32 protein-coding genes are annotated in these 23,626 nt (G+C 42.8%); 5 read left to right on the plus strand and 27 right to left on the minus strand.

The genetic code is table 11. The annotated features are described in order from the left end of the window. Positions 1 to 201: 201 nt before the first annotated feature. The 5 genes from ADHAQ_RS0108560 (at position 202) to ADHAQ_RS27170 (ending at position 2,859) form a co-directional block, all read left to right on the plus strand. The gene (locus tag ADHAQ_RS0108560) at positions 202 to 513 is read left to right on the plus strand and encodes a hypothetical protein (protein ID WP_026462578.1); all 312 of its coding nucleotides are present in this window, start codon (positions 202 to 204) and stop codon (positions 511 to 513) included. A gap of 3 nt (positions 514 to 516) precedes the next feature. Next, on the plus strand, positions 517 to 648 hold the full coding sequence (locus ADHAQ_RS28850; RefSeq protein ID WP_281172327.1) for a hypothetical protein: 132 nt from the start codon (positions 517 to 519) through the stop codon (positions 646 to 648). Between the two features lie 18 nt (positions 649 to 666). Next, positions 667 to 936, plus strand: coding sequence for a hypothetical protein (locus ADHAQ_RS0108570; protein ID WP_157433379.1), 270 nt, complete (start codon positions 667 to 669; stop codon positions 934 to 936). 147 nt (positions 937 to 1,083) lie between these two features. Then, positions 1,084 to 1,662 (plus strand): Fic/DOC family protein, encoded by a 579-nt coding sequence (locus ADHAQ_RS0108575; protein ID WP_026462580.1) that lies wholly within the window; start codon positions 1,084 to 1,086, stop codon positions 1,660 to 1,662. Between the two features lie 615 nt (positions 1,663 to 2,277). Beyond that, the gene (locus ADHAQ_RS27170) at positions 2,278 to 2,859 is read left to right on the plus strand and encodes a DUF4468 domain-containing protein (RefSeq protein WP_051359804.1); all 582 of its coding nucleotides are present in this window, start codon (positions 2,278 to 2,280) and stop codon (positions 2,857 to 2,859) included. On the opposite strand, the gene ADHAQ_RS0108585 is transcribed toward ADHAQ_RS27170, so the two are convergent. The 27 genes from ADHAQ_RS0108585 to ADHAQ_RS0108720 form a co-directional block, all read right to left on the minus strand. After that, entirely contained in the window at positions 2,860 to 5,835 is a 2,976-nt protein-coding gene (locus tag ADHAQ_RS0108585) for a phage tail tape measure protein (protein ID WP_026462581.1), read from the minus strand. Position 5,836: 1 nt separating this feature from the next. Then, positions 5,837 to 6,127 carry a hypothetical protein gene (locus tag ADHAQ_RS0108590; protein WP_026462582.1) on the minus strand — a complete coding sequence of 97 codons (291 nt, stop codon included), beginning with the start codon at positions 6,125 to 6,127 and terminating at the stop codon, positions 5,837 to 5,839. Then, positions 6,124 to 8,094: a hypothetical protein gene (locus ADHAQ_RS0108595; RefSeq protein ID WP_026462583.1), complete on the minus strand. Its 1,971-nt coding sequence runs from the start codon at positions 8,092 to 8,094 to the stop codon at positions 6,124 to 6,126. Before ADHAQ_RS0108595 ends, ADHAQ_RS0108590 begins: the two co-directional genes overlap by 4 nt. 1 nt (position 8,095) lies before the next feature. After that, on the minus strand, positions 8,096 to 8,530 hold the full coding sequence (locus ADHAQ_RS0108600) for a hypothetical protein (protein ID WP_026462584.1): 435 nt from the start codon (positions 8,528 to 8,530) through the stop codon (positions 8,096 to 8,098). After that, positions 8,517 to 8,930 carry a hypothetical protein gene (locus ADHAQ_RS0108605; protein WP_026462585.1) on the minus strand — a complete coding sequence of 138 codons (414 nt, stop codon included), beginning with the start codon at positions 8,928 to 8,930 and terminating at the stop codon, positions 8,517 to 8,519. Before ADHAQ_RS0108605 ends, ADHAQ_RS0108600 begins: the two co-directional genes overlap by 14 nt. Further along, positions 8,930 to 9,112, minus strand: coding sequence for an LPXTG cell wall anchor domain-containing protein (locus ADHAQ_RS0108610; RefSeq protein ID WP_026462586.1), 183 nt, complete (start codon positions 9,110 to 9,112; stop codon positions 8,930 to 8,932). The genes ADHAQ_RS0108605 and ADHAQ_RS0108610 overlap by 1 nt, the downstream gene beginning before the upstream one ends. Next, positions 9,109 to 9,441: a hypothetical protein gene (locus ADHAQ_RS0108615; protein ID WP_026462587.1), complete on the minus strand. Its 333-nt coding sequence runs from the start codon at positions 9,439 to 9,441 to the stop codon at positions 9,109 to 9,111. Before ADHAQ_RS0108615 ends, ADHAQ_RS0108610 begins: the two co-directional genes overlap by 4 nt. A gap of 38 nt (positions 9,442 to 9,479) precedes the next feature. Continuing rightward, entirely contained in the window at positions 9,480 to 10,112 is a 633-nt protein-coding gene (locus tag ADHAQ_RS0108620; RefSeq protein WP_026462588.1) for a LamG-like jellyroll fold domain-containing protein, read from the minus strand. A gap of 1 nt (position 10,113) precedes the next feature. After that, complete coding sequence (locus tag ADHAQ_RS28620; protein ID WP_051359805.1) at positions 10,114 to 13,323, minus strand: collagen-like domain-containing protein; 3,210 nt, start codon at positions 13,321 to 13,323, stop codon at positions 10,114 to 10,116. Position 13,324: 1 nt separating this feature from the next. Then, on the minus strand, positions 13,325 to 15,031 hold the full coding sequence (locus ADHAQ_RS0108630) for a hypothetical protein (protein WP_026462589.1): 1,707 nt from the start codon (positions 15,029 to 15,031) through the stop codon (positions 13,325 to 13,327). After that, positions 15,032 to 15,508 carry a hypothetical protein gene (locus tag ADHAQ_RS0108635; RefSeq protein WP_026462590.1) on the minus strand — a complete coding sequence of 159 codons (477 nt, stop codon included), beginning with the start codon at positions 15,506 to 15,508 and terminating at the stop codon, positions 15,032 to 15,034. After that, positions 15,502 to 15,945 (minus strand): hypothetical protein, encoded by a 444-nt coding sequence (locus ADHAQ_RS0108640; RefSeq protein WP_026462591.1) that lies wholly within the window; start codon positions 15,943 to 15,945, stop codon positions 15,502 to 15,504. The genes ADHAQ_RS0108635 and ADHAQ_RS0108640 overlap by 7 nt, the downstream gene beginning before the upstream one ends. Further along, positions 15,942 to 16,136 carry a hypothetical protein gene (locus tag ADHAQ_RS0108645; protein WP_026462592.1) on the minus strand — a complete coding sequence of 65 codons (195 nt, stop codon included), beginning with the start codon at positions 16,134 to 16,136 and terminating at the stop codon, positions 15,942 to 15,944. Before ADHAQ_RS0108645 ends, ADHAQ_RS0108640 begins: the two co-directional genes overlap by 4 nt. Continuing rightward, positions 16,133 to 16,387, minus strand: coding sequence for a hypothetical protein (locus ADHAQ_RS0108650; RefSeq protein WP_026462593.1), 255 nt, complete (start codon positions 16,385 to 16,387; stop codon positions 16,133 to 16,135). Before ADHAQ_RS0108650 ends, ADHAQ_RS0108645 begins: the two co-directional genes overlap by 4 nt. Before the next feature lies 1 nt (position 16,388). Beyond that, a complete protein-coding gene (locus tag ADHAQ_RS28855; RefSeq protein WP_281172328.1) occupies positions 16,389 to 16,517 on the minus strand; it encodes a hypothetical protein in 129 nt (42 codons plus the stop codon). Between the two features lie 7 nt (positions 16,518 to 16,524). Next, positions 16,525 to 17,271: a hypothetical protein gene (locus ADHAQ_RS0108660; RefSeq protein WP_026462594.1), complete on the minus strand. Its 747-nt coding sequence runs from the start codon at positions 17,269 to 17,271 to the stop codon at positions 16,525 to 16,527. Then, on the minus strand, positions 17,272 to 17,457 hold the full coding sequence (locus ADHAQ_RS0108665; protein ID WP_026462595.1) for a hypothetical protein: 186 nt from the start codon (positions 17,455 to 17,457) through the stop codon (positions 17,272 to 17,274). It lies immediately after the preceding gene. Then, positions 17,454 to 18,626 carry a PBSX family phage terminase large subunit gene (locus ADHAQ_RS25055; RefSeq protein WP_051359806.1) on the minus strand — a complete coding sequence of 391 codons (1,173 nt, stop codon included), beginning with the start codon at positions 18,624 to 18,626 and terminating at the stop codon, positions 17,454 to 17,456. The genes ADHAQ_RS0108665 and ADHAQ_RS25055 overlap by 4 nt, the downstream gene beginning before the upstream one ends. Continuing rightward, positions 18,626 to 19,156: a terminase small subunit gene (locus ADHAQ_RS27815; RefSeq protein WP_084523794.1), complete on the minus strand. Its 531-nt coding sequence runs from the start codon at positions 19,154 to 19,156 to the stop codon at positions 18,626 to 18,628. The genes ADHAQ_RS25055 and ADHAQ_RS27815 overlap by 1 nt, the downstream gene beginning before the upstream one ends. Before the next feature lie 86 nt (positions 19,157 to 19,242). Continuing rightward, on the minus strand, positions 19,243 to 19,695 hold the full coding sequence (locus tag ADHAQ_RS0108680; RefSeq protein WP_026462596.1) for a hypothetical protein: 453 nt from the start codon (positions 19,693 to 19,695) through the stop codon (positions 19,243 to 19,245). A 200-nt stretch (positions 19,696 to 19,895) separates the two neighbouring features. Next, positions 19,896 to 20,312: a hypothetical protein gene (locus tag ADHAQ_RS0108690; protein WP_026462597.1), complete on the minus strand. Its 417-nt coding sequence runs from the start codon at positions 20,310 to 20,312 to the stop codon at positions 19,896 to 19,898. Positions 20,313 to 20,330: 18 nt separating this feature from the next. Next, the gene (locus tag ADHAQ_RS25065; RefSeq protein ID WP_034256698.1) at positions 20,331 to 20,687 is read right to left on the minus strand and encodes a hypothetical protein; all 357 of its coding nucleotides are present in this window, start codon (positions 20,685 to 20,687) and stop codon (positions 20,331 to 20,333) included. A gap of 131 nt (positions 20,688 to 20,818) precedes the next feature. Continuing rightward, positions 20,819 to 21,007, minus strand: a complete 189-nt coding sequence (locus tag ADHAQ_RS0108700) for a hypothetical protein (RefSeq protein WP_026462598.1) — start codon at positions 21,005 to 21,007, stop codon at positions 20,819 to 20,821. A gap of 24 nt (positions 21,008 to 21,031) precedes the next feature. After that, positions 21,032 to 22,018, minus strand: a complete 987-nt coding sequence (locus ADHAQ_RS27185) for a P-loop NTPase family protein (protein ID WP_026462599.1) — start codon at positions 22,016 to 22,018, stop codon at positions 21,032 to 21,034. After that, positions 21,984 to 22,865 (minus strand): Lin1244/Lin1753 domain-containing protein, encoded by an 882-nt coding sequence (locus ADHAQ_RS0108710; RefSeq protein WP_026462600.1) that lies wholly within the window; start codon positions 22,863 to 22,865, stop codon positions 21,984 to 21,986. The genes ADHAQ_RS27185 and ADHAQ_RS0108710 overlap by 35 nt, the downstream gene beginning before the upstream one ends. 2 nt (positions 22,866 to 22,867) lie before the next feature. Next, a complete protein-coding gene (locus tag ADHAQ_RS0108715; protein ID WP_026462601.1) occupies positions 22,868 to 23,344 on the minus strand; it encodes a hypothetical protein in 477 nt (158 codons plus the stop codon). Then, positions 23,341 to 23,532: a hypothetical protein gene (locus ADHAQ_RS0108720; protein WP_026462602.1), complete on the minus strand. Its 192-nt coding sequence runs from the start codon at positions 23,530 to 23,532 to the stop codon at positions 23,341 to 23,343. Before ADHAQ_RS0108720 ends, ADHAQ_RS0108715 begins: the two co-directional genes overlap by 4 nt. Between the last annotated feature and the right edge of the window lie 94 nt (positions 23,533 to 23,626).

The raw sequence follows: 23,626 nt of genomic DNA on the forward strand, positions 1-23,626 counted from the left end.
ATTTTACCCGGTAAAATATTGAAAAGAATTAAGGATACAGTTGTTATAGAAATACCTGTAGCTTTATCCACCAATAAAGCGCTTAAAATAGTAGCTAAACAAAAGGGGTTCCCCACCGTAAGAAGGCTACTACAACACCTGATTCACAAGACCCTCCGTGAATCAGAGTAATCAATCATCCACCTTTCTTATTTTTACATTATGGCTTTTGAACTAGAGAAGCTATACAAATTCAACGCGCTTACTGATCCACAAAAAGCAGATAAGCTATTAGCTGAAGGTACTTATATTCGGTCTCGGGACCGTGATGCAGACGTACACCTGTTTTGGATGAAAAATGGAGAGTTCTGGGGAGAAATCTGGCTTAAAACCGGCACTACTGAATTAGTCAATATCCGATCCTTTATCTACAATGATGCACTTGCCTGGTATCCTGAGCTGGTACGTATGCCAGAGGAACAATTGAATAAGCTAAAGGCTACTAAGTTCGTTGGATTGGAAGGTATACTTTAACCTATGGAGCAACTACCCCAATGGCTGCAAATGCTGATCGGCATACCATTAGCTGGAGGCTTTCTGTTCCTAATGCTACGCTGGTATTTTCAGGAACGTCTAGGCGGTAAGTACCGGAAGAAAAGGAGAAAGTAGTATCTTCGCTCCATGAGCATGGACACCGAACAATTCTATGAGCTGCTACAGTTAATCGGCACCGTACAGAGCAACCAGCGTGAAATAAAAGAAAAGCTGGATGAGGTTAAGCAGCAATTACCCGATGTTTTGAAACTGGATTTAATAGACCACTTCCAATTTAAAACCAGTATAGATTCCATTAATTCACACCTGCGGAGCATCGAGCAGATTTATGCCAATGCAGAGGGACATTTGGGGATTGCTAAGAATGTACTGGAACGGGAAATAAAAAAGCCTCTTGATTAGGAGAGGCTTAGTTTTAGAAGTTAATTGTAGTTTTTTCTAATAACTCATAATTCGTTCAAGAATCTAACCCCATCAACTAATCTGCACCCAAGCTGTAACTTTAAGTTTTATTAAATACTTACTACATTAGTAGCTTTAAAAAGCATTATGGGTGAATATACAGACGCGCCTGAAGATAATATTCTAAATATTTCAGATAAACAGGAGTTAAACAATCAAGAAGCAAAAGGTATTTTAAGAGCTGAAGATTATATTTTTAATCTAGACTTACCTTTAGATATTAATCCTTTCCTTATCAAGGATATTCACCATGCTGCCTTCCATCACCTTTATTTATGGGCCGGTAAATTCCGAACGTCTACCCCTACTGTAGGGAATTTCCTGCCTCCACCACCTAGTCAGATACCTGGACATATGTATCAATATACTGATGAAGTAAACCACAGGTATAATAATATTAATAATGAAGACGACTTAGTAAGGTGCTTAGCATATGCACATCACAGGTTAGTTTGGATCCACCCATTTACAAATGGAAATGGCAGAACGTCTAGATTGTTTACTGATTTACTCGCCTACTCTAAAGGGTATCAAGGCATTCAATTATATCAACGGGATGCAAGTGAGGACAAAAAAAAATATCTGCAAGCTATTAGGCAAGCAGATATTTTAGATTATAGTGAGTTGGAGAATATGATTAGAACGCAGCTACGCGCTTTGGAATAACATAATTCTCACGTTTAACTTCAGAATACAATTCATTTATCTTTTGCATAGACACACCTTGATCCTCAAGCTGCATAGTGCCATAAACGGACTTAACAACCATGTTTCTCACAAAGCTTTCGTCCTTTAACCGAGGGAATCTATCTCTTAATTTCACGATCTAATTACAATTTAATTTAACTCTTGGTACCAACATTGTTTTACAAATGCTTTACAAATGTTGTACAACTCCTTTACAATATTAAAATTTATTTTAATTACTTGTATACGGTCAGTCCTAAAAAAGTTATATAACTTCCTAAATAACTATTGGCAAGGCATTTTAGTTTCCCCTTCGCTGTGGAATTAAAAACGGGCTATATCTAAACTATATTGTGCTAAGGATGGAGTTGCAACAAATCACGTATATTGTTGAATATCAATTGGTTTTACTCCACAACACAACTATAATAGGTTTGCGCAATATATTGGTCTGCTATAAACAGGAATCATTACAAGTAACTATTTTACATATAATATTTGCTTAAAGTAATTATTACATATACTTTTTGTCCAATTACTGCCTTTTTAATTATTCAAATCTTTCCCTACATTAGTATCTTTAACCCAAGCCCCATGAAACACTTATTACGCCTGCTGGCCTTTCTGATCCTGTTGCCGTTGGGCTTAAAGGCTCAGACGTTGCCACCAATGCCAATAGATTCAACTACTGGTTTAATAAATTTTACTGAAGTTGTTCAAGTCCCCGATGTTACAAGTAAAGAGTTGTATACCCGTGGGCGTGAATGGTTCGCCACCGCCTTTAGAAGTGCAGATGCAGTTTTAGAAATGGAGGATAAAGACAGTGGCAAACTTATAGGAAAAGCTTATCAGGATATTGTAATTAAGGTTTTAATGCCAGTAAGGATGAAGCTCTGGTATACTGTTAAAATACAGGTGAAAGATGGCAGATATAAGTATGATATAACTAACCTAGAGCATCAAGGATACTATGACCCATCTCTTAAGGTTATGTCCTTAAATGAGCAAACAGCCAGATCTCCATTAGAGTATATGTATAAAAATGCTGCTTCAAAAAAGAAAGTTAACTCTGTAATGAGATCATATTACGAAAATGACATGGCAGCAATAAATGGATTAATTTCCAGTATTAAAGCCGCCATGTCAAAGAATGCATCAAAAGAAAAGGAATGGTAGTTAAATATCAGTTCTAGATTGTTTTCTAGTCATTTTATTATCCAAAGACTTGAAGTCTACCCATCTTGTTACGGGGGCAGGCATATTGCTAATTTCCTTGGCTAGGGCTTTCGCTATTTCATTAGCACTTGGCATATTGCTTTTAGGCATTATAACTGGGGCAGGAGTTGAAGTAATACCTCCTGCCTTCATGAATTGTCCTACCGTTAATGGTTTGCCCCCACCAGCAACGTTTATCGCACTTAATAAATCCCGGTACTTAGCAGTACTATTGCGATTGATGACAGATTCTCCCCCTTCCAATTCAATGACACCATTTACGCTTTGATATTTTACCCCGCCGTTTTCATGGCTTGGGCCGTCAATAATTCCCCCTTGCCTGAAGACTTTGGGGCTATCAGAGGATAGAGCACCGGCTAAGCTTCCTTTCGCTGCCGCAAAAGCAGCCTTTATAAGGCCTGCCATTATTGCCGCTTTAGCAATACCTGCCACACCTAAAGTAGTTATGCTTTCAGGAGAACTCAAAGAACCAACTGTTACCCCGAAGGTGGCTTCTATGGTTCTTGCTGTTACAGATTTCTCTAATGTATCTAAAACAACCATCAACACCCCTTTAGAAAACTCCTGAAGATTTAGCCCTTGCTCTGTTAGCGCATTAGCAAAGGCAGCATTTACACCATCAATAAAATATTCTGTAGCCTTGGCTTGTTTTAAGGCTGCTTCAACTTGTTTTTCACGCTCTTTTTTATCGGCTTCGGTTGTTCTTTTAAGGCTGGAAATCTTATTATCGGCAACTAGATTTGCCAACTCCATCTCCTTATTCGCTATTTCTTCATTGGTAAGCCCTGCCTTTTCTCCATACTCTTTAAGCAGAGCTATTTCCCCTTCTAAACGCCCTTCTTTAAGAGCCGCGAGATTAGCATTGTATTGCTCTTCATTAAAAACACCTTGGAACAAGTATTCTTTTTGCTCTATTTCTAGCCTGTTGTAAATTTCTTTGGTAGCCAACAAGGCTGTTTCCAGTTCTTTTTTACTTAGTTTTTTATTATTCTCCAGTTGTTGAGCATGAAAATCCACTCTTAATTTTTCAATCTCACTATTTGCCTTCGCCTCATTGGCCTTGCGCCTCTTAATGGATAGGCCAATGGCTGTATTCTCAATTTGAACCTGCTTTTTAATTAACTCCTCCTTTAGCTTCAGTTCTTCTTCTGACCCCCTTTTTATTAAATTTAACTTGGTTTCAAGTTCCATTTTTTGCAGTTCTAATGCTTCCTTAATAACCTCTGCCCGTTTTTTAGCTGCCTCGCCTGAAGATTTCTTACTGTCATTATCCCGTGATTGAGCAAATTTCCTTTCAGCCTCCAATATTCTTTTCTCCTGATCGATCCTAGCTTTTTCTTCTAATTGCTTTTGGTCCTGTTCATATTCACGCCTTACCTTGGAAATGCTATTGTACATCTGTTTGGCCCCTTCCATTAACTTAGCATCTCTATCCTTAGAAAACGGATTAAATACTGCATTTAAAATTTTAACTGCTCCGGTTCCCATTTCTGCCAATGCCCGGAATATTAATACCAATCCGTTTAAAAGCATAAGCCCCTGCGTTTTGATATTGGTAAAGAAAACACCGCTAGATGTGGTTGTGCTTTGGAAAGTAGCAGAAAGAGTATTAAAGGCCAAATTATATTGCTCAGTAGCTTCAACAGATTCTTTTTGCCTTTTAACTAGTTCATTGGATAAGTCAATCTGCCCTTCAAGTTCCGTGTTTATATTTTGCAGCCCTTGTAAATACTTAAGTCCTGCATCTTCCCCAGCCCCACCAAATACATCAGCTATGATAGTTCCAGTTTCGGCTGCGGTAAGACTTGTTTCATTCAACCCTTTAGAAACAAGTTTAATAGCATCAAATATTCGGTTGTCATCAATAGCATCTCGAATAGCTTTATTTGCAGTTTTACCTAAGGGTTCTAATGCTTCTACAGTAGCTTTGGTTTGCTCCCTCAACCGCAACATTCCTTCTTTTATGGCGTCTATACCCTTATCAGAAAATAAGCCAGCCTTATTGGTAGTAGCCAGAATGGCAATAAATTCTTCTGCCGAACCGCCAGCAGCCTGAAATTGAGTACTGTATTCTTTTACAGAATCTAAAAATTCTCCGCTAGCATTCGCACCGGCTAAATAGCCATCCCGGATTAAGTCTAGAGAATCCACTGCATCAATTCCAAATTGCTTGGTTAAAGCATTAGCGGCTAGTATGGTTTCGTTAAAATCCGCATCAAAAACCTCAACCAAGGTCTGTGCTTTTGCTGTAACAACCTCCAATTCAAGCCCCACTATACCCATTGTTTGCTGAATTTCACCCCGTAATTGAATTACAGACTTAGTTGTGTCTTCAAATCCTTCTGTGATACCTCCAACCGCCTGACCAATAATACCTCCTAATCCAGGTATAAAAGAGGCAATACTGCTAATAGCCCCACCAATACCACCATTGCCAGAGAAAAAGCTTTTAAGAGAGTCAAAATAATTCCCAACATTGCGTCGATGGTCCCCAACTGCGGCTCCGCTTTCTTTTAATTCATTGTTTACGGCCTTTAATTGCGCTGCTAGTGCTTTCCCTTCTTTGGTATTATCCCGTTGCTCTCTAGTTAGTGAATTATACTGCTTAGTTAATATAGCTGACTGGTCCTTCAATTGGTCAACAGAGCCGGCCGCGTGCTTAGTTGCACTTGTGTAATGATTTAAAATCTTTATCTGGGCGTTTTGCTGCTGTGTTAGCTGAGTACTCTCGGTTTTTATTTGCCGGGTCCGTTTAGCATAATCATCAGCTGATACACCTCCCTCTTTAAAGGTTTGATCTAAAATCTTCTGGCTATTCCTTAAGGCTACAAGCTTTTTAGTGGCCTCTTCTATTTCTTTCTGATATTGTTGAGTATCAACGTGCAGCACTAATACTTCACCGGGTTTCTGTGGCATGTTATTTTTTTCTTAAAAAATTAAAGGCTCTGTTTATTAACCACTGAATACTGAAAATTAAAGCTGTTGACATGCTAATGCGTTTTAACTCATCAGTACTTACATTATAATTACCAACCGGACTAGATCGATACGGCTCATTCATTGCAGTTTGATTTAATATTTTCGTTGTCTTCGTAAGCTCGTTTCTTAGTTGCATACCTGCTTCTGATTCTTTTTCATCTGGAGACAGTGCCTTATATTCACTTGCTAACCTGCTGGCATCTTGTAATAATTCGTTGAACTTTTTCATATCCTCACAAGCTCCCATTCAGTCAGGGAGTGACTATTAATAAATTCGTTTATTTTATTGATGTAGAAATATTGCTGCCAGTAGTCCACCCAAACAGGAACGCTCTGGTCAAAGTCCTGAATGAATTGCGCTGGTGTTTTAACCTGTACCCTTATTACTTTGGTACTATCCAGGATAGCCAGCAGTGTAGGATAAAAGGCAGGTATGATATAGTTCTGAATGTTCAGGTCATACTCCTTGGAAGCATCCACATGGTAAGCTAATGGACTTTCTACGGTACTGCTGTTCTTGATATCCTTACCATTGTCTTTGAACTCTACAATAGTAAACAGAACCTTATTAGCACCCTGAACTACTAATCTTGGTTGAATTTCCTGCTCATCATATTGTACCGGGTTGGTGTCTGGTCTTGGCTTCCAAATAGGAATAGAAAGTAACTCTCCTAGCTTTTCAGTAGCAGCATAAGGTAATTCAATAATGGTTTTCTCAGCTTCTAACGTGGTATCAAAAATCAGAACTTCACCATTATTAAAGCCCTTGGTTACTGTCTTATCTTCCTGCCAAACAATCTTATTGCCCTGGGCAAAGTCTCCGAATTTAAAGGAAGGCCTTACAGCTTCCGGATGGTGTACCCATGAACTAATATCAATGGCATTAGGAATATTCTCAACCACCTGAGCAAAGGTGTTAATCTTAATGGTGTCCTGGAATAGCTCTGTCTGGAAAGTAAGGCCAAACAACTGAACAATGGATTTAATGAAATCCTTTTGTGATAAGTCAGGTAACCATTGAGCTAATTCTACGCGGCCTCCTTGGGGGAACTCTCCTAAAACTGTTCCAGAAAAATAAGGCGTTTCGGTTCCTGTATTATCATAGTAAATCCATAAATCAGGATCGGCAACAATAACATTCCCATCCGGTTCGGTTTTTACATAGGCTTCCACTATATCACCAGCTTTTAAAAGTTTAGCCTCTGTTGAAACTGTTAGAAACATGGAAGCATTACCATTGGGGTCTAATGGATTTATCTTTCCCCGGTTGTTAAAACTAGCACTCCCAATACTTTCCCCGTTTACCCTGATTTCCAAGCTTGCTTTTAGAAATCCGGTTAAAGAATTTATTCTAACCTTAACACCTGCCGTAAAGGTCATAATCCTTGGTGTGTCTACTAAGTACCGGAAGTTGTTTAACTGATAACCGCCGTTAGCATCTACACCGTAGCCATTTTTGACAAAGTTGAATTTCAGCTTTTCGTTTCCGTTTCGCGCGTTGCCGCCTTCCCGGTGCACTCTTGCTGCATTGGTTGTAACCCGAAACTGCCGGGCCTTTTTATACTCCTCATTAAACTCAAACAATTCCGACAATGGCAGCAGCATTTTATCCAGCATTGGATGCTCAAAGCCGGTATAGGTAAAGCCAGCCTCTGAAAATACCTTTTCCCAAACCTGCCTAACAAAAATGGAAGGGTATAAACTAAAGCAATCAACCTGATTCAGGTTTAACTCCTTGCCTCGGTGGTAAAGGTCATAAACAAAGCCTTGCTGCCAGGTATCATTGGTAGCATTGCTCTTAATGGTGCCGTAATCCCAGGTATGATTAAACTCTGATAGATCTAAATCCCGAATAGATTTGTCCCCTAATTCATTAAAGAAGTTCCTATTGCCTGAGTACACATCTAATTCAAAACTACCGTTTAAAAGCTCCCCTTTGCCATAGGGCACCACCTCCACACCATCCTTAAATATCCGGGCATCCAGAACCTTGTAAGGAATACCGGTACCGGAATTAACCTGATCCGCAAAGCCTAATAGCTTCCGGTTCTTTTGGGTAGGTGGCAAGGCAATACTGTTGCTGTAATTAGCCTGAATAGATTCGGGTTTCGTGATATCGTTTGATTGTATAGTCAAAGCAATAACCGCTTCACCAAGCTCTACCTCTTCACCTTCAAGTATAAGTTTGTCAGCCATCTTAATTAGTTTGAGTATTCCTTATAGCTGTCTCTACTTCCAATTGAATAGTCTGCCTGCCCTCAGCACCATTAACAACTACAAAAGAGCCTTCAATCACCTTCACGTCTTCCACTGTTCCATCCGGGTAAATCCGTTGAACACGTGGGGATGTGTGTATAAATGAAATAGCACGCGCTTGTTGTTTGGTCAGATTGCCAGCTCTTAGGGTTAAGGCAGTTTTAGCAGTCTTGGAAAGCACTGTATCAATCCGGGCATGCATAGTCCGGAAGTAGGTAGCCTCTTCTACATTAACATGCTCATCCGGCTCATTTCCGGTCTGGTTAAACAGCCATCCATTCCACCCACATATAGGGTCCAAAAAGCGGATGAAGACCCCATTACTAGGACAATGGTGCTGAATCTGAATTAAAGTAGTTGCGCTATATTTGGCCATAGTAGAAGATCATGGTAATAAGGATGCCCACTGATTTAACCAGTAGCATAACTAGTTCCGGCTGGTTAAACCGGCGAAAGAATTTGTCAGTAGCTGCCGTGTAACCGACATAAAAAAGCCCCTTGCCTCGTTTCTTGTTCAAAAGCATATCAAAGCATAACCAGAACTCAAAGCACAGTAACACCACCCCTAAATGGAATGTAAACAGGTTCAGAAACAGCAAGGGCACACACAGGGCAACTATTACCAGTAAGGTTTTATTCGCACTCTGCCTATGCCATTTGCTCCTGAGTGAGGCTTTGCTGCCATCGGCTACAATAGCTTTGTAATCCTGCTCTGCCTCCCATAAAATGTAAGGCAAAAACAGGACTGGCAGTACTAGTTGGTAGATGGTTAGCATTATCGGTTGGGCTTTCTTTTGGTTCCGAAATACAACACTAAGGAGATTAGCAAAGCTGCTATTAACAATAGCCAGCCTTGGTTGTCTTCCCATCCTTCGCTAACATGCGTGAAAGAATAAACAGCATACACCACCAGAAAGGTGATGCCTGCAATAATGGCCTGAGTTAGGGTAATTTTCATGACTGTCCATTAGAATTAACTGGTACACTGAATTTGGTAATCTCCACGGTTACCACATAACTAATATCCTGATCCAGCGCATCCTCTGAGTGCGCACTTGGATTGGTTACCATCTTTTCCTGTATATCCGGATTGGTTGCCACTAACCATGCTAATGGCATGGTATTCCATTTGTCTGGGTTGTTAATAATGTTTTGGAAATAAGGGTGCTCTGTTGTCCGGTTTGGGTCTAATAAAACTGCTACCGCTATATCATAAGCAGCTATCCGGATTTTATCGTGTAATAAAGGGCTGTTAATTAAATTTTTACGCTGTTGTAAGGTTGCCATGTATAATTAGTTAAAAGTTAAAATTCTACTGTTAAAAGTTAAGCCGGGCTAAAGGCGATGTTGTCTGTATAAGTTGGATGGTAGTTATTCCCTGAATAGTCCAGAAAGTCCTCGTGCAGTTTCCAATAAAGCTGCAGCCCACTTAAATCTCCACTGCCAGAGCGGATAGCAGCTATTTGTTCCGGGGTTTTATGAGTATTAAAAAACATCACCTCTCCAATCAGGCCGTGAACATTGGTATTAATCCGGAAACTAGCCATCGGGTTAGTGGGACCATCAGTAAAGATTTTACTAGCTATGGCAATACCATCTTTTACCCATGAGGCCTCTTTGGTAAGCCCATTAAAACTAAAGGCCTGGTGGTTTAATAGATCTACCTCTAATACATTACCAGGAATATCAATAGGGGTCAACCGGTTTTGTTCATTCCCAAACAGGTAATTACCAGCATAAATACTCCCTTGTGCGTCAGAGTGCATATTAAAGCCATTACTCCAGTCGTATCCAAGGTTTTGATTGAAATCAGTCAGCGTTGCAGGTTTAAACCAGAAGCAAACTGTATGGCTGGTTATATCCAAATTCAGCCCTGTATAGGTTATATGCCCCCCATCCATAACGGCATACCCTTTGGAGGTGAAATTGCTTCTTATAATTCCGTGTTTTAAAAGCATGTTATTGTGCTAAATCACCAAACAATACCCACGCATCCAATTCCCTTTGAACCAAAGTAGCGGCGGCGTATTGCCCGGATGTTTTAAAGGCTGAATCTTTCTGATTTAATAATACCCCATTCCCACCTGTAATTGTGGTTCGGCCACCTCCAACTTGCAATACCATTAACTGAGCTCCTTTTGGGAAAGACACTTCTGAATTAGGAGGTATGGTTAATGTATTTTCTCCTACTGAGTTGGTTTCAACTAAATTACCCCGGTCTGTTAATATAAAACTGTCTGACCCCTGCACCTGTCGTACTGCTAAATCCTTATTAGCTTTATCAGTGCCCCCTGTACCTTCTCCGGCACCCTCCTGCGGGTAAAGTTTTACTAAATCGCTTGCATGATTTGCAACTAAATCAGCTAAAGTCTGCTCGTCGTTTTCAGTTAGATTGGTTTTAACAAAGTAGAAATTATCTAAATGATCGTAAACAACTACACCCCGGCTTAAGTCCATCCCTGCAGTCCAAGAAACAAAGCCGTGTAGGGTATTGGGGGCAATGTCGCCTATTTGCACCCGGATTAAATACTGCGGATTAGCTGTTACAAAATCAGCCAGCGTTTGAGAACCATCACTAACTACCGTGGCCTTGGCAAAGTAAAAGTTATCCAGGTAATCATACACCACCTCGCCTTGATTCACCGTCATGCCAGCATGCCAGGGAACAAAGACAGTACCCGGAATACCCGGCGGCCCCTGAATCCCTTCCAACATAGCCCAATGGTTTGGCGATGTATGCGGCTGATATTCTGCTATGAAATAATTCATAGACTCATGCGCATACACGTAGTTGGTCAACCGGTAGGGAAAATCAATGTGTGGAGCTGTAACCACATCACGCGGCCAGTACGTTTCACCTTGCTTCCAGTGCCCGCGATAGTTAAACCCTAAGCCGGGATCACCTTTTGGACCAGGAGGACCTGTTAAACCAATCGGGCCACGCATGCCGGTAGGGCCAGACGGTCCTTGTGGGCCTGTAAAGCCGGTAAAACCTCTATCTCCTTTCAAGCCTTGCGGCCCTTGTAAACCTTGCGGCCCTTGCAAACCCTGATCGCCTTTGTCGCCCTTATCACCTTTTGCCCCTTGCGCACCAGTTGAACCAGTAGCACCTGTTGCGCCTATTGGCCCTTGCAAACCTTGAGCACCTTGCGGCCCTTGAGAACCAGTATCACCTTTATCTCCTTTAGGCCCCTGGATACCTTGCGGACCTTGCTGGCCGGTGTCACCTTTAGCACCAGTTGGGCCAGCTATACCTTGGATACCCTGAGGGCCTTGTGGTCCAACAGGACCGGCAGGACCTTGTAAGCCCTGAGGACCTATTGGACCTTGTGGTGCCTCAATCCCCGAAAAGTTTCCGGGATCAGAAGCAGGTGCGGTATTGGATACATAAGGATTCTCCCCATAGTAAACATATAAGCCATTGTTGTGGTCTACATAATCACCTTTGGCTACAGTCATTCCTTGCACCCACGGGCCTCTTGGATTTAAACTTAATCCGGATGGCCCTTGCAAACCTTGTGGACCTATTGGCCCTTGCAAACCTTGTGGACCCATCGGGCCAGTTTCTCCCTGAATACCCTGCGGGCCTACTGAACCTTGTGCACCGGTATCTCCCTTAGGACCAGCAATACCCTGCGGACCGGTTAACCCTTGTGGGCCAGTAGCACCGGTATCTCCCTTAGGACCGGTTAAGCCCTGAGTACCCTGCAAGCCTTGTGGACCAGCCGGGCCAGTAGCTCCATCTTCGCCTTTATCTCCTTTGGGACCAGTTAAGCCTTGGATGCCTTGCGGACCTTGAATACCGGTATCACCTTTAGAACCAGTAGAACCAGTAGAACCGGTATCTCCCTTATCGCCTTTTGGGCCTTGGATGCCTTGTGGCCCCGTAGCACCGGTTTCGCCTTTTTCGCCCTGAACACCAGCCGGGCCTTGCAAGCCTTGCGGACCTGTTTCACCCTGTGGTCCTTGTGCCCCTATCTGGCCAGGCTCTCCCTGTGGGCCCGTAGCACCTGTTGGACCTTGCAAACCTTGCGGACCAGCCGGACCTTGCGGCGCTTCAATACCAGAAAATTTAGTCTGATCTTCACCCGGTGCAGTATTGGATACATAAGAGGCTTCGCCATAATACACATACAAGCCATTCAGATGATTAACATAATCACCCTTTTGCAAAGTCATGCCCTGCACCCATGGGCCTCTTGGATTCAGGCTTAAGCCAGCCGGGCCTTGTAAACCAGTAGCGCCTTGTACACCTTGGATACCCTGAGGCCCTTGCGGTCCAACATCACCCTTATCGCCTTTGTCACCCTTCGGACCTTGCACACCAGGTATACCCTGAGCACCCTGAATACCAGCCGGACCGGTGGCGCCTTGCGGACCTGTAGCCCCAATTGGACCCTGTGGTCCGGGCAAACCCTGATCTCCTTTGGCACCGGTAGCACCAATTGCCCCGGCAGCTCCAGCCGGACCCATTGGCCCCTGATCACCGGAAGCTCCTTTATCACCCTTAACACCCTGCGGCCCTTGTAAGCCTTGGACACCCTGTACACCTTGAATGCCCTGTGGACCAGTGGCGCCTTGTGCCCCCGTTGGACCAGCCGGGCCTTGTGGGCCGGGTAAACCGGAAACCGGCCCTAAGTCAGACCATTGGGCTAGACCTGGCACCCATACCCAGATATGTTTTAAACCATCGTTGGGATTCGGAATAATATAAGCATCATTACCGCAACCACTGCAAGGCAAATCTGCCTCACTGGCTAACTCACCAATAATTTTATAAGCAGCACCAGAGGCCCCTTGCTCACCAGTTTCTCCTTGTGGCCCGGCTGGTCCTGGTTCCCCTGGCAAACCTTGCTCTCCTTGGATTCCTTGCGGACCAATAGGCCCTTCCAACCCTTCCGCACCAAGCTTTTCTACTAAATCCGTATCAGCCACCCCATCCCGAAACCAGTATTCTTTTACTTCACCTTCTTCCAGAATGAAAATAGAGAAGTTGCCACCCCGTTTATTAGCCGTATTCAGGTAAGCTAAAACCTCAGCCGTACTGGCATAAGGCCGGTACTGGAATAAGGTTTTATCGTAGAAATAACTCCGGGCATCGGTTGGAACACCCTGAGAAAGCCCGTAAGGTTTGGAAGCGGTTGCGTGTTCGCTTGCGATATATGTCATGCTAGTTAAAAATTACGCGGTGAGTAGGACCGGTACTGAAATCTAATGGTACTCTGGATACATAGTAGGTATAGTTACCCACGGTTAAGCCAGCTCTAAATATCTGATCCGGGATAGTTCCGGCATTAATAAGGCTTCCGGTATCCTGCCAGCTAGTTAATGGTGCATGCGTCGACGGTACCCTCAGCACAGCATAAGACTGGCTCGGCATCAAATGGTAATCAGCTTCAATCTTCGCATTATTCCCATAGGTTGCCTCTCCCTGGTAAGCAATAATATCATTGCCACCAGCTAAAGAGCCGTAAGGGTCAGCAGCAGACCAGCCCCATTTGCTAGGAACTAAAGAACTAGTTGGGGTTTCGCTGTCTTCCGGTTTAATTTCCATAGTAGAAGGCCACATATCTGTAATGCTAGTTCCTTGCAGCCGGGCCATAGCATTGTATTTACCCGGTGCTAAATCAGCAAACACCGTCGACGCCTGCCAGCTACCAGCATTAAGCCGGTACTCAATAGCCTTAGTGGTGTTAAAAGGTATGGCTGATATAACAAGCGTAGTACCGTTCAATACTACATCAGTAATGGCTACACTTTCCGGCATAGTTTCAGGATTATCAGGATCATCAGGTATTTCGTAAGATTCATCCGGGCAAGTGCCTTCGGTATTGATGTTGGTATCGGTAATAGAGGCTTCAATAAAATAAGCACAGGAGGCCATGCTATCGGTAATAGCAAACCGGGTGTATTTACCGTAAAGGGTTTCGTCGATTAAAGTACTTTTGATTTGCAGTTCTTCCCGGTTAATATCTAAATACCGGCGCTGGAAATATAAAGCCGTACCTTTCAGCGTTTCGTCAATGATGATACCTAAGCTGCACGGATAACCGGGAAACTTCACCGGCTCCTTGAATAGCGTTACCAGTTCTTTGATACTGCCTGGTGCATTAACTACCCAATGGTCATAATTACCATCCAAAGTTTGTAAGGCTGCATTCACCGCATATCGGACGGTGCTGATCTTTACCTCTGGCAGTACGGTTTCGCCAAAGTGTTCCTCAAAGCCAATGTAAAAACCAGCTAAGGGAGCTGTATCTACAGATATTATTTGCTCCGGGCTAAAAGCCGGATTAGAGTTAACCAGTACTTTTACGTACTCGGATACATCTACTACCGCTTCCCCATTGCGGATGCGTTGCCTAGTCTTTGCAAAGGGTTGCGTTTCCTTTTCCCGGTAGATATTAACCTTGACATGGTGGTTAATCTTAGCCTCACCGTTGCTATCCGTAACCCCAAAGCTTAGTTTATATTCAATCGGATTAGACAATACACCCCCTACGGCATGGTACTTGGTAGCTGGTGCCGTACCAGTGCCTGGTGTTTCGGGTATTTCCGGTTCTTCACCGCCGGGTGTTTCACTGCCAGTACTTTCTACGGTAATGTGTGCGCTATCTCCTACCGTTCCATCTGGTGGCGCGGTGGTTTCTACGTAGTAGCTTCCCGGCTCCAGATCAGGAAAGGACGTAGAAGCAAAGCCGGATGAGTTCACCGGGAACGTTTCAGCGCCTACAATGGTGTTATCAGCTACGCGCCGGAGCCGAACGATCAACTCCGTTTCCGCATCGGTAAAAACATAAGTAACAGAGATGGTATTCCCGTTCTGTTCAATTGTAAAGCGGTAATTACCCCAGTCTCTTTGTGCGATTATAGCCATCTAGGCAGTTGCTTCTAATAAGGTTGATCTAAAAACTGTATTCAATTCAAATAGGAGTTGGTTTTTCAATTTGCTTAGCCGCTCCTGGTTAATCACATTGGTTAAGATGCCGCTCTTGCCTCCTAGCTGATGCAGGATAGTTCCTTTCCGGGCAATGCTTCTGGCTATCAAAAAGGCTAAGGAATCTTTGCTGATCTTATCCCTTGGTATAATTGGTTTAGCATCGATCCATTGCCGGATAACTGAAATCGGTGGAAACTTACCAGCCTTTCTACCAGTCTCCACGACAAAGATGTGTTTAGCCGCATAAATCTTTAAGCCCTCGGTTGATACCTCAAAGCGAACCGATTCAGCCGTTTTACCACTGGCATTCATGGCACCGAACTTGGTAACCGGCATAGTTCGGATATTATCCTGAATCACGGCAACCGCTTCCTTACCCCATTCTTCCAGTATGGCTTCCGAGACTTTTAGCATCCGATTACACTCCTGATATTTACAAAGGAACCATACCCACTAAACCGGCCCATGTTGATTTTATTCAGTGCCTCCAGCTCATAAGGCATATCTTCCATGTCATCATTGTCGGTTAAGTGATCAAAGAACTTATGGGCTAAGAACTCCATTCTTTCCTTGATAGCTTCCATCTGTTCAGCAGAACTATCTTCCTGATCCTGATCAAGGAAGGCAAGACCTGTATTAGGCCACTCAATTACACCAGCCCTTTTATCAACCCTAATTCTCAACTCTTCACAATAGATGTGAGGCAAGGGCTTATCATAGTTCATGTTCTGAATGTCCTTAATGGCATAGGTGTATGTACCGGTTGTCTCTAATCCATACTCCGAAGCATAGCTCATCAAAGCCATTAAAGCCGCGTTTTCAATTTTTGCTTTTAGTTCGGAAGTGGTCATTTATACAATTCTTTAAAGGCTTCCAAAGTCTTATCCTGAGAGTCAATTAGATTATAAATAAAGCCTGTACTGGTTTTTACATCCTTTTCAGCCATGGTATAATCGATGTATAAATGAGTTCCCTGCTTGCAAACCATCAAATAATTGTTGGTTGTAAGGATGGTAAATATGGCTTTAAGCTTCCTTTTCATTTATATTCTTCTGCTTTAATTTGTAAATCCAGTTCCCGGGCTACATCCATTAATCCCTGTTTGTAATACCGGTTAGCAGCCCGGTAATCGCTGCCGTGGATGCCTGCTTCTTTTTCGTTTGCCCGCAACCTTTTGAGGATTGCAGCTTTTACATTTTGAATGGTAAATCTAGACTGTACCACCTCGTATATCATAACCAGCAGCAGGGCAAACACCCCCATCATAAACATGCCTATCAGAAACTTTTCCATGCTATTCATCTTTGAATACCCAGCCCTGATCTGCTATGTAAACAACTACAACAACTATCCCCACGCTGACAATAGCAATAGGGGCAGCAACGGCAAGAATGGCCATTAGTGGGTACTTGAGGAGCTTCATCATGGTGTTAGGCAGTTTTAGGGTTTTTAATTTCGTGTAATGCTTTCAGGTAATCATCCTGCTCGGTTTCCATGCAGGCATTGATGTAATAAGTATTAGCTGGTACTTGCAGCAGCTCCTTAAACCGGGCCGGGCTTCCCTGCGCCTTCACGTAGATACTGAATAAGAATCCGTATTTTTCGAACCGGTCAACCCCGGCTGCAACCTCATCACCTTCATATTCTCTCTGTAGTATAGGAGCGTAAGCGACTTGAATCCGCTCCAGCGCACCGAAAAAAAAAACAATGGCACTGTACACTTGCGGAATAGGCAACTGCTGGGCTTCTATTACCAGCTCCGGAGGAAACCCATCAATCCCAAATGCTGCCTCCATATTGTAGCGGTCAGCAAAGCAGTATATGGCATACACATAAGGAGCAATATCCCACATGGTACCTTCTTCATGCAGGGCGATAAACTTCTTGCAAAGCTCCATTTGCCCGATGCTTTCCATGCCAATATTCTTAGGGAAATTGCTTTCCTGTTCCGGGATAGGCGTAAGCAGAAACACCATAGCATTAAGCAGGATATCCAGGTGCCGAATCTCTAATTGGTGGATTTGTTCTAAGGGTAAGCCTAACAGGATAGCCGCTTGCTCTAACTGGCTTTTGCCTTGCAATTGGGCAAACTGCAACACGGTTACCTCCTGCCAGTTGGTAGGGACTTGCACCGGGTATTGGTTGCCGTTGGTGTCGGTTAGGGTTAGGTTAAGCATTTAATTTAAATGTGCTGTTAGTTCTAATTTTCTTTCGTAAACCATATCCCGTAAACCTTGCAAGTGAATTGGTTTATATCTTTCTCTTTCAGCAGTCAGAAGCCAGTCTATTAATTGCAACTCGGCAATGGTTTCAGCTTCATAAACCAATAAGGCAATTTCACTAATGCGGTAAGTTGCTTTCATATCTTCCGTACTTTCACTTTCTTTTTAGGTGCTGCAGTAGCTAGTTTATTCAAGGCCACATAGCGCAACGGGTCTATTAAGTGGTTAAAGGCATCTATCGGCTCATTTAAGCTTTTGCCTGTTGCCTTATCTACTTTCCATTTGTAGTTGTTCAGTTCTTTGCGAAGGTTGACAGACCTCCGGGTAACATTGATGTGAAACCGCTTTAGGATGCTGATACCAAAATCAATACTATCCGGCCCCTTCTGAGAAGGCTCAATCTTTAACCCCAGACGCTTAATCTCTTCAATGGATTTAGGTTCGGCTGAATCAGCAATGATTTGCTTTTTGCGGTCAAACTTTTGTTGGTCCAGCTTCTTCACTATATCCGGATTGGTTAAGCCAGTTTCATAAAGCATCTCATCAACCCACAGCTCACCATCCTGCATGTACAGATCCAGAACACCAGTAGGGTCATTGGTAAAACCAAAGTCCATACCCGTACCAATGTGGGTAGCATCTCCTGGAATAGCATCCACTACCGACCAGTTGCGGAAGATTAAACCTTCAATTTTACCTGTTAAGCCTCTGGCATAAACCTTCCATAACTCCTCATCTTCATTCTTCAGGCTTTCAATCTTATCCCGTTGGGCTTGCCCTAAGAATGTATTATGCCGGTGATCAGAGATTAACAGCTCTACACCCGGCTTGCCTATCAAATGTTCATGCACCCAGAACTCAGCATTCGGGTTATAGTCGATGAAAGACTGAATCCGGGTTCTTAGAAATAATTCTTTCCAAACGGAGTAAGGGATGCCGTTGGCCTCATTGATGAATAGGTAGTCACGTTTACCAGATTTGGCATCCTGTGGCCCATCATAGCTTTTAAACTCCATGATACTGCCATTGTGGTAAGTGAAGATCCGGTCTGATTTGTTGTAAGACTTAATCAACCGGCGCAACTCCTGTGAGCTGTCGTAAATCTCTAAAGCATCCCGAAGGGCGCCGGCTTTCAGGTTGGGAATATCCTGACCAACAATGGTAGATATTTTCCTTTTGCCTTCACCTAACTTGGTGAATAGCACCTGATCTATGGCATAGGTCTTGCCGGAGCTGGTGCCACCTTGGTTCACCACCACCGAAGCAGTGGAAGTATAGTTAGCTGTGTAGAGATCGGTAGCCTGGAACATTATTCTTTAGCCTCCTTCTCTACCTGAGATAAAACTTCTTTTTCGCTGCGGCCAATCGGAACACCAGAAGGGGTAACACTAACTGCAACATTCAGCACCGGCGTAGCCTGATTTTGGGCATTGTCTTTCTCAAAGAATCCAATATGCTTGCCAATCATTTCCGTTGCCCGGTTTGCTCCGGTAGAATCAAACATGTACAGCTTGTTGCCTTCTTCATCCTCCTTATGCACCATCATCTTATCAGCAGGAGAAAAGCCCATCACCGCCTCGGCCTGCATACAGCGGTCAGAGATGGAAACCAAACGACGAAGCACCCAGTCTGAATCAATGTTAAGTTTTTCAGACCGGGTTTTCTTTGATTCCTCTATACGCGCGCGAATACTAACATTTGCTAACAAACGAGCCCCTTGTTCATTCGCTGTCTTCTCAGAATAACCAGCTCGAATAGCAGCTTGAGTAGCATTTAAATCAATTAAATACTCCTCGCAAAAACGTTGCTGTTTATCGGTTAGCTTAGTTTCTTGAGACATGTTTGCCAATGTAAATAATTTATATATTTATTTATGTAAATATAAATAATTTATATACAAGTAGGACAAATTTTTTTCAGCTCATTTTATCTGCCATATACCATCATTCCGGCATCCCGCATGTGACTTTGTGTTTTGGTAGTCTTCATCCCTGTAAGCTTCTCAAAGTACTCTGGTGAAGCCTTGGTATTGGCTGGTGCTCTAAGTTCATAAGGGACCTTTTGCAGTTTACAGAATGCCTCCCAGTCTTTGGAGTAAGCTTTGACATATCCGACACCCTGAGCTTTGCCGGCATTAACCTTTTTCAGGTCGGGCCGCTTCTTTGCTTTCCGGGCATCCTCAATTATCAGCTTTACCTCCTTTGCGTCGATGCTTGTCAGAAGCAGATTGTAAAGGAACAGCATACCAGTACAATGATTCTTGAACTGGTGGAGCCTTAACTCTTTTTTGCTTTTATTCCAGAAAGCTATTCCGGTATTAGAGCCGGGATCTATGCCGATGTAAATCATATTTGGGTTGTTAAGACTATTGGAACTCATTGTTTAATTTCTGCAAGGGAGTTGGTTGTTGTGCTTTTAATGCAATCCGTTAAAAGTTTAAAAAGAAGGAGGTAATCAACCATCCTAATGTAATCCCTATTATAGCCTTTGCTGTACCTATGATAAGCGTGCCTATGATAAGATTATCAACTACTTTGTTTTTGTTTCTAGCCATTGCTTTAAGTTATAGGGGTTAGAAATTAAGCGCCTGCTCCTATTGGTGGATTAACAAATATTTGGCCGTAGCACCATTGAAATCTTCTATCTAAATCAATTTCTGCGGCAGGATTTAAACCGCTAACTACAGTCCAGTTACTAATGTCAGTGTCTTTGTACGATGTTTGCGATTTGGCTCTTTCTATAATATCTCTTAAAGGCTCATTAAACCTGTAATCTTCAATGAATACCAGTTTTGTATTTATAATTATTTGCGGCATATTTTCTTGTCTTGATTTTAATGTTTTAAAATTCTCTCCGCATTGTGGACATAACCGGATGGATTCACCCTCGGGGACTTTGCAGCACAAAGGCCAAATTTTAGGTGGTTTATATCTTTTTAATGCCTCTAAAAAAGTTTCACGCGATTCTGTACCGTTAGGATTATCTTTTAATTCCATTTTAGTAATTTATAGGGGTTAAAAATTATTTTTATTAGGAGGAATTACTGAAATATCTAAGTAATACTGGGCATCTTGATAATTATTCCATTTACCCGACCGATTTAGGTTAACAACATAGCTCATTCTCCCATGTGGGAAACAATGCTTTGACGCCTCACTTTGTTGCATTACTTCACCTCCCAAATGTTCTGCAAATTCATTTATCATTACATCGCAGTCGCCTAAATCCTTTTCCCACGGGATAGCGATTAAATCTAAATCCCTGTTTAAACTTCCATGTAAAACCAAATTATACCCATACTTTAAAGCTATTTTCTTGAGTACTTCAAAATAATATGCGTAAAGTGATGGTTTAGCGTGTATTGGTTTCATATTTTAAGTTTTTGCGTTAGTTGATGTGAAAGGTTTAGTGCGTAGCACCGTAGCGAAGCGGAGCCTGTAACAGCACGGGCCGTAGGCAACGCCCAAATTCTAATTTGCTTTAAGTTATAGGGGTACAAATTTTAAAAATTATCTGAATCGGTTATGTCTATACTTGCTCTTGCATTTTCACTATAAACCTCCACATTAACATGTATTCCGTTTGGTGTAAACTTATAAACAAGTATCCCAACCTCACCATAAATAAGTTTTAAGGCGTTTTGCCATTCCTTTAGCTTTTTGGCTTGGGCTTCATTAATATTAAAAGTCATAGTTATTGCTTTAAGTTATAAAATTTAAACATTCGTTACCTGATTTACTGCCTCCTCCGCTTCCATCCTTCTCTGAAACTCGCTTCTGATGACAGCAGCAATCTCATGGCTTTGCTTGAGCTCAGCTTCTTTTAAAAGCTTGGATAGCTCATCACCTTCAATTTCGGGCAAGGATTCCTTAAATCGTACCATCCAGCTTTCATAGGTAGATTCTGGTTTAGGCTTAGGCTTTTCTTTGGCAGTAGTTATGCTCTGCTTAGCAGCAATGTGCTCAATGGTGTTCTTTAGCTGCTTAGCCTGTTCCGGATAAATCTGCTGAATCAGTGGCAGCAACTGCATGACATTACCAGTTTCTTCCGGTTTCGGTGGTTGCACCTGGAGCCTTGGTTTAGCCAGTGGCCGACGATCAGGACCAACTACCGGAATTATGTTGCACATCTCCCGTATCCGGCTTACCGTTCTGGAGTCATATTGCTGCTCCAGTTCGCTTAATGTAAGGTTGGTGGTAAGATGGGTTAGGTAGCCCTTTTTAAACTCATTGTAGCGGCTTAAAATCACCATCTCCCCTAAATCCAGTTTGGTGCCGTAGCTGGTAATGAGTTCGTATTTCCTCAGGCCGGTCTTCTCATCAATCATTCCAAACTCATCCAGGAACAAATGGCGGTTTCTGAAACGATCCAGTACATCACCTTCCCCTCCTTCGGTCTTGGCATATTGGCGGCTGTAGTCAATCATGCTCATGAAAGCAAACTGCCGGGCATCCTTGGCATACCAGAAGTAGCGTTGCACAATCCGCATGAGGTCAGTCTTACCACTGCCAACCGTGCCGGCCAAAAATAAGCCACGGCCTAGCATGTTACCGTTGGTTTCAAAAGCAGCATCAGCCGTCAGGTACTGACAAAGCAGGTCTATTACTTTTCGGTTGGAGTCGTCGATGGTAAAGCCGGGTACTATTTCGGCGGCGCAATAATCAAATCTACCCTGTATAACCGTATTGTTTTGATAGCTCATCGTAGTTAATGTTTGTATCAGTGGATGTAATGCGTAAGGCTTTAGCTGGCTTTTCTTTCTTGAGACGAAGCTTGTTTTCGCTCTTATCCCGTTGGATAAAGTTTCTTAGCTCCCGAAGCCAGTTGTGAGAAAGCTGCTCACCGGGTCGTAATTTGGTGCCTAACTCAGACCAGTTCCGCAAAATGCCGTGGTAGTAATCCGGGTCCAAGGTTTCAAAGCCTTCCCGTTCCATGGCCAGCCGAAACTTTTCTTTGTCAAACAGCGGTGATTCCCGGAAAGGATGGGCAACCGAATCAGTCAGCCCCGCCCCCCCGGTGTGCGAAGCTTTTTTTTGCTGATAGTCGGAAGGTGGTGTAAAGGTTTTTAAGGTTTCATCAGTATACCCCAAAACTTTTTCCGGTGATTTTTCTGGTTGCTGTTCTACTACTTCAGTAGTATTTACTTTACTTTCTTTTACTTTCTTTTCTTTTTCTTTATTAGCATTGCCTTCGCTATGCGTTTGCATTGCGTTCGCATTTCCCCACCGTTTAGCGGCTGATTTAGCGGCTTTATCGCTTTTGCTTTGCCGAACTTCCAGACGCTTTAATAAGCTTTCACTCCAAAACTTTGACCCGTCAGTTTTAAATAAATCAAAGTCATTTATAAGCGATTTTATAAGGTCGCAATCCGTTCGCAATGCGAAGGCATAGCTATCGCATTCTGCTAATTGAAGGTACCCCCCTTGCTCATAAAGCATTTCGATTAGATCCCAATACACACCTTTACCAGCTTGCCCTAAGCGCATTAGGACTTTAATAAGCTTAGGATCATTTCTGGCTCCTTCATCATGAGAAAAGTAATTCTTCATACTTAAGCTACTTTATTCTGTAGTTCTTCAAATATTCTAATGTTGGCCTGTAGGTCATCCACCAGGGCAAAGTTGGTGTTAGCTGTAAGCAGGTTAAACTCCTGTTCACTCATAGAGCCAGCATCAAACGCTTGCCGGTAGAGGTTTATTAGCCTTGCCCGGAGCTCATCCTTAGCCAGGCTCTTAGCTTGTAAAGCCAGCTTCATATCCGATAAGATTTTGCTTTGCTCATAGGTTAATTCAAAAGCAAACTCCTCATCTCGCCAGGGATGGCTTAGCCTTTCCGCTTCTTTCTTAGATAAGAGGTAGGCCTCATCTATATTCCACTGCTCACCAGCTTCATCTTCAATGGTATAAGTCTTAAAGTATTTGCCTGTAACTTTTAAGGCTCTCCCCTTTATGAAAGTATCAAAGTATTGTGGGCTATAGCAGCCGAACTGCTCCCAGGTCACCCATTCAGGTAATGTTATTTCTGTCATACTGCGCTTGTCTCGTCATTAGAGTCTACTTTCTTCCAAGAGCCAAACCGGATTTGCTTTTCAGCATCAGCTACATTGGTTCTGAAAGTATGGACATATTGAAATGTTAATACATCTTTGTCAGTCCTTACAAGTGTAAAGACCTGACCAGTAGATGTGGATTTATATGTTTCGTTCTTAGAAATCATAGGTTATGCTACCTTATTGCTTAAAGAAGACCTGACCATAGTTAAAATGTAGTCGGCGCCATAAAGAGTAATTAATTCCTGTAGCTCTTTAGCA

It is taken from the genome of Adhaeribacter aquaticus DSM 16391, from assembly GCF_000473365.1.
Lineage (GTDB): Bacteria > Bacteroidota > Bacteroidia > Cytophagales > Hymenobacteraceae > Adhaeribacter > Adhaeribacter aquaticus.

Excerpts from the sequence above, each read along its gene's own strand:
- ADHAQ_RS0108710 (WP_026462600.1), bottom strand. The coding sequence starts at position 22,865 with ATGAAGAATTACTTTTCTCATGATGAAGGAGCCAGAAATGATCCTAAG.
- ADHAQ_RS0108590 (WP_026462582.1), bottom strand. The coding sequence starts at position 6,127 with ATGAAAAAGTTCAACGAATTATTACAAGATGCCAGCAGGTTAGCAAGT.
- ADHAQ_RS0108660 (WP_026462594.1), bottom strand. The coding sequence starts at position 17,271 with ATGCTTAACCTAACCCTAACCGACACCAACGGCAACCAATACCCGGTG.
- ADHAQ_RS27185 (WP_026462599.1), bottom strand. The coding sequence starts at position 22,018 with ATGAGCTATCAAAACAATACGGTTATACAGGGTAGATTTGATTATTGC.
- ADHAQ_RS0108605 (WP_026462585.1), bottom strand. The coding sequence starts at position 8,930 with ATGCTAACCATCTACCAACTAGTACTGCCAGTCCTGTTTTTGCCTTAC.
- ADHAQ_RS0108650 (WP_026462593.1), bottom strand. The coding sequence starts at position 16,387 with ATGGAAAAGTTTCTGATAGGCATGTTTATGATGGGGGTGTTTGCCCTG.
- ADHAQ_RS0108665 (WP_026462595.1), bottom strand. The coding sequence starts at position 17,457 with ATGAAAGCAACTTACCGCATTAGTGAAATTGCCTTATTGGTTTATGAA.
- ADHAQ_RS28620 (WP_051359805.1), bottom strand. The coding sequence starts at position 13,323 with ATGACATATATCGCAAGCGAACACGCAACCGCTTCCAAACCTTACGGG.
- ADHAQ_RS0108635 (WP_026462590.1), bottom strand. The coding sequence starts at position 15,508 with ATGCTAAAAGTCTCGGAAGCCATACTGGAAGAATGGGGTAAGGAAGCG.
- ADHAQ_RS0108570 (WP_157433379.1), top strand. The coding sequence starts at position 667 with ATGGACACCGAACAATTCTATGAGCTGCTACAGTTAATCGGCACCGTA.
- ADHAQ_RS0108680 (WP_026462596.1), bottom strand. The coding sequence starts at position 19,695 with ATGAGTTCCAATAGTCTTAACAACCCAAATATGATTTACATCGGCATA.
- ADHAQ_RS0108560 (WP_026462578.1), top strand. The coding sequence starts at position 202 with ATGGCTTTTGAACTAGAGAAGCTATACAAATTCAACGCGCTTACTGAT.
- ADHAQ_RS25065 (WP_034256698.1), bottom strand. The coding sequence starts at position 20,687 with ATGAAACCAATACACGCTAAACCATCACTTTACGCATATTATTTTGAA.
- ADHAQ_RS0108700 (WP_026462598.1), bottom strand. The coding sequence starts at position 21,007 with ATGACTTTTAATATTAATGAAGCCCAAGCCAAAAAGCTAAAGGAATGG.
- ADHAQ_RS27815 (WP_084523794.1), bottom strand. The coding sequence starts at position 19,156 with ATGTCTCAAGAAACTAAGCTAACCGATAAACAGCAACGTTTTTGCGAG.
- ADHAQ_RS0108575 (WP_026462580.1), top strand. The coding sequence starts at position 1,084 with ATGGGTGAATATACAGACGCGCCTGAAGATAATATTCTAAATATTTCA.
- ADHAQ_RS0108585 (WP_026462581.1), bottom strand. The coding sequence starts at position 5,835 with ATGCCACAGAAACCCGGTGAAGTATTAGTGCTGCACGTTGATACTCAA.
- ADHAQ_RS0108615 (WP_026462587.1), bottom strand. The coding sequence starts at position 9,441 with ATGGCAACCTTACAACAGCGTAAAAATTTAATTAACAGCCCTTTATTA.
- ADHAQ_RS28855 (WP_281172328.1), bottom strand. The coding sequence starts at position 16,517 with ATGAAGCTCCTCAAGTACCCACTAATGGCCATTCTTGCCGTTGCTGCC.
- ADHAQ_RS25055 (WP_051359806.1), bottom strand. The coding sequence starts at position 18,626 with ATGTTCCAGGCTACCGATCTCTACACAGCTAACTATACTTCCACTGCT.
- ADHAQ_RS27170 (WP_051359804.1), top strand. The coding sequence starts at position 2,278 with ATGAAACACTTATTACGCCTGCTGGCCTTTCTGATCCTGTTGCCGTTG.
- ADHAQ_RS0108645 (WP_026462592.1), bottom strand. The coding sequence starts at position 16,136 with ATGAAAAGGAAGCTTAAAGCCATATTTACCATCCTTACAACCAACAAT.
- ADHAQ_RS0108610 (WP_026462586.1), bottom strand. The coding sequence starts at position 9,112 with ATGAAAATTACCCTAACTCAGGCCATTATTGCAGGCATCACCTTTCTG.
- ADHAQ_RS0108640 (WP_026462591.1), bottom strand. The coding sequence starts at position 15,945 with ATGACCACTTCCGAACTAAAAGCAAAAATTGAAAACGCGGCTTTAATG.
- ADHAQ_RS0108595 (WP_026462583.1), bottom strand. The coding sequence starts at position 8,094 with ATGGCTGACAAACTTATACTTGAAGGTGAAGAGGTAGAGCTTGGTGAA.
- ADHAQ_RS0108600 (WP_026462584.1), bottom strand. The coding sequence starts at position 8,530 with ATGGCCAAATATAGCGCAACTACTTTAATTCAGATTCAGCACCATTGT.
- ADHAQ_RS28850 (WP_281172327.1), top strand. The coding sequence starts at position 517 with ATGGAGCAACTACCCCAATGGCTGCAAATGCTGATCGGCATACCATTA.
- ADHAQ_RS0108720 (WP_026462602.1), bottom strand. The coding sequence starts at position 23,532 with ATGATTTCTAAGAACGAAACATATAAATCCACATCTACTGGTCAGGTC.
- ADHAQ_RS0108690 (WP_026462597.1), bottom strand. The coding sequence starts at position 20,312 with ATGGAATTAAAAGATAATCCTAACGGTACAGAATCGCGTGAAACTTTT.
- ADHAQ_RS0108620 (WP_026462588.1), bottom strand. The coding sequence starts at position 10,112 with ATGCTTTTAAAACACGGAATTATAAGAAGCAATTTCACCTCCAAAGGG.
- ADHAQ_RS0108715 (WP_026462601.1), bottom strand. The coding sequence starts at position 23,344 with ATGACAGAAATAACATTACCTGAATGGGTGACCTGGGAGCAGTTCGGC.
- ADHAQ_RS0108630 (WP_026462589.1), bottom strand. The coding sequence starts at position 15,031 with ATGGCTATAATCGCACAAAGAGACTGGGGTAATTACCGCTTTACAATT.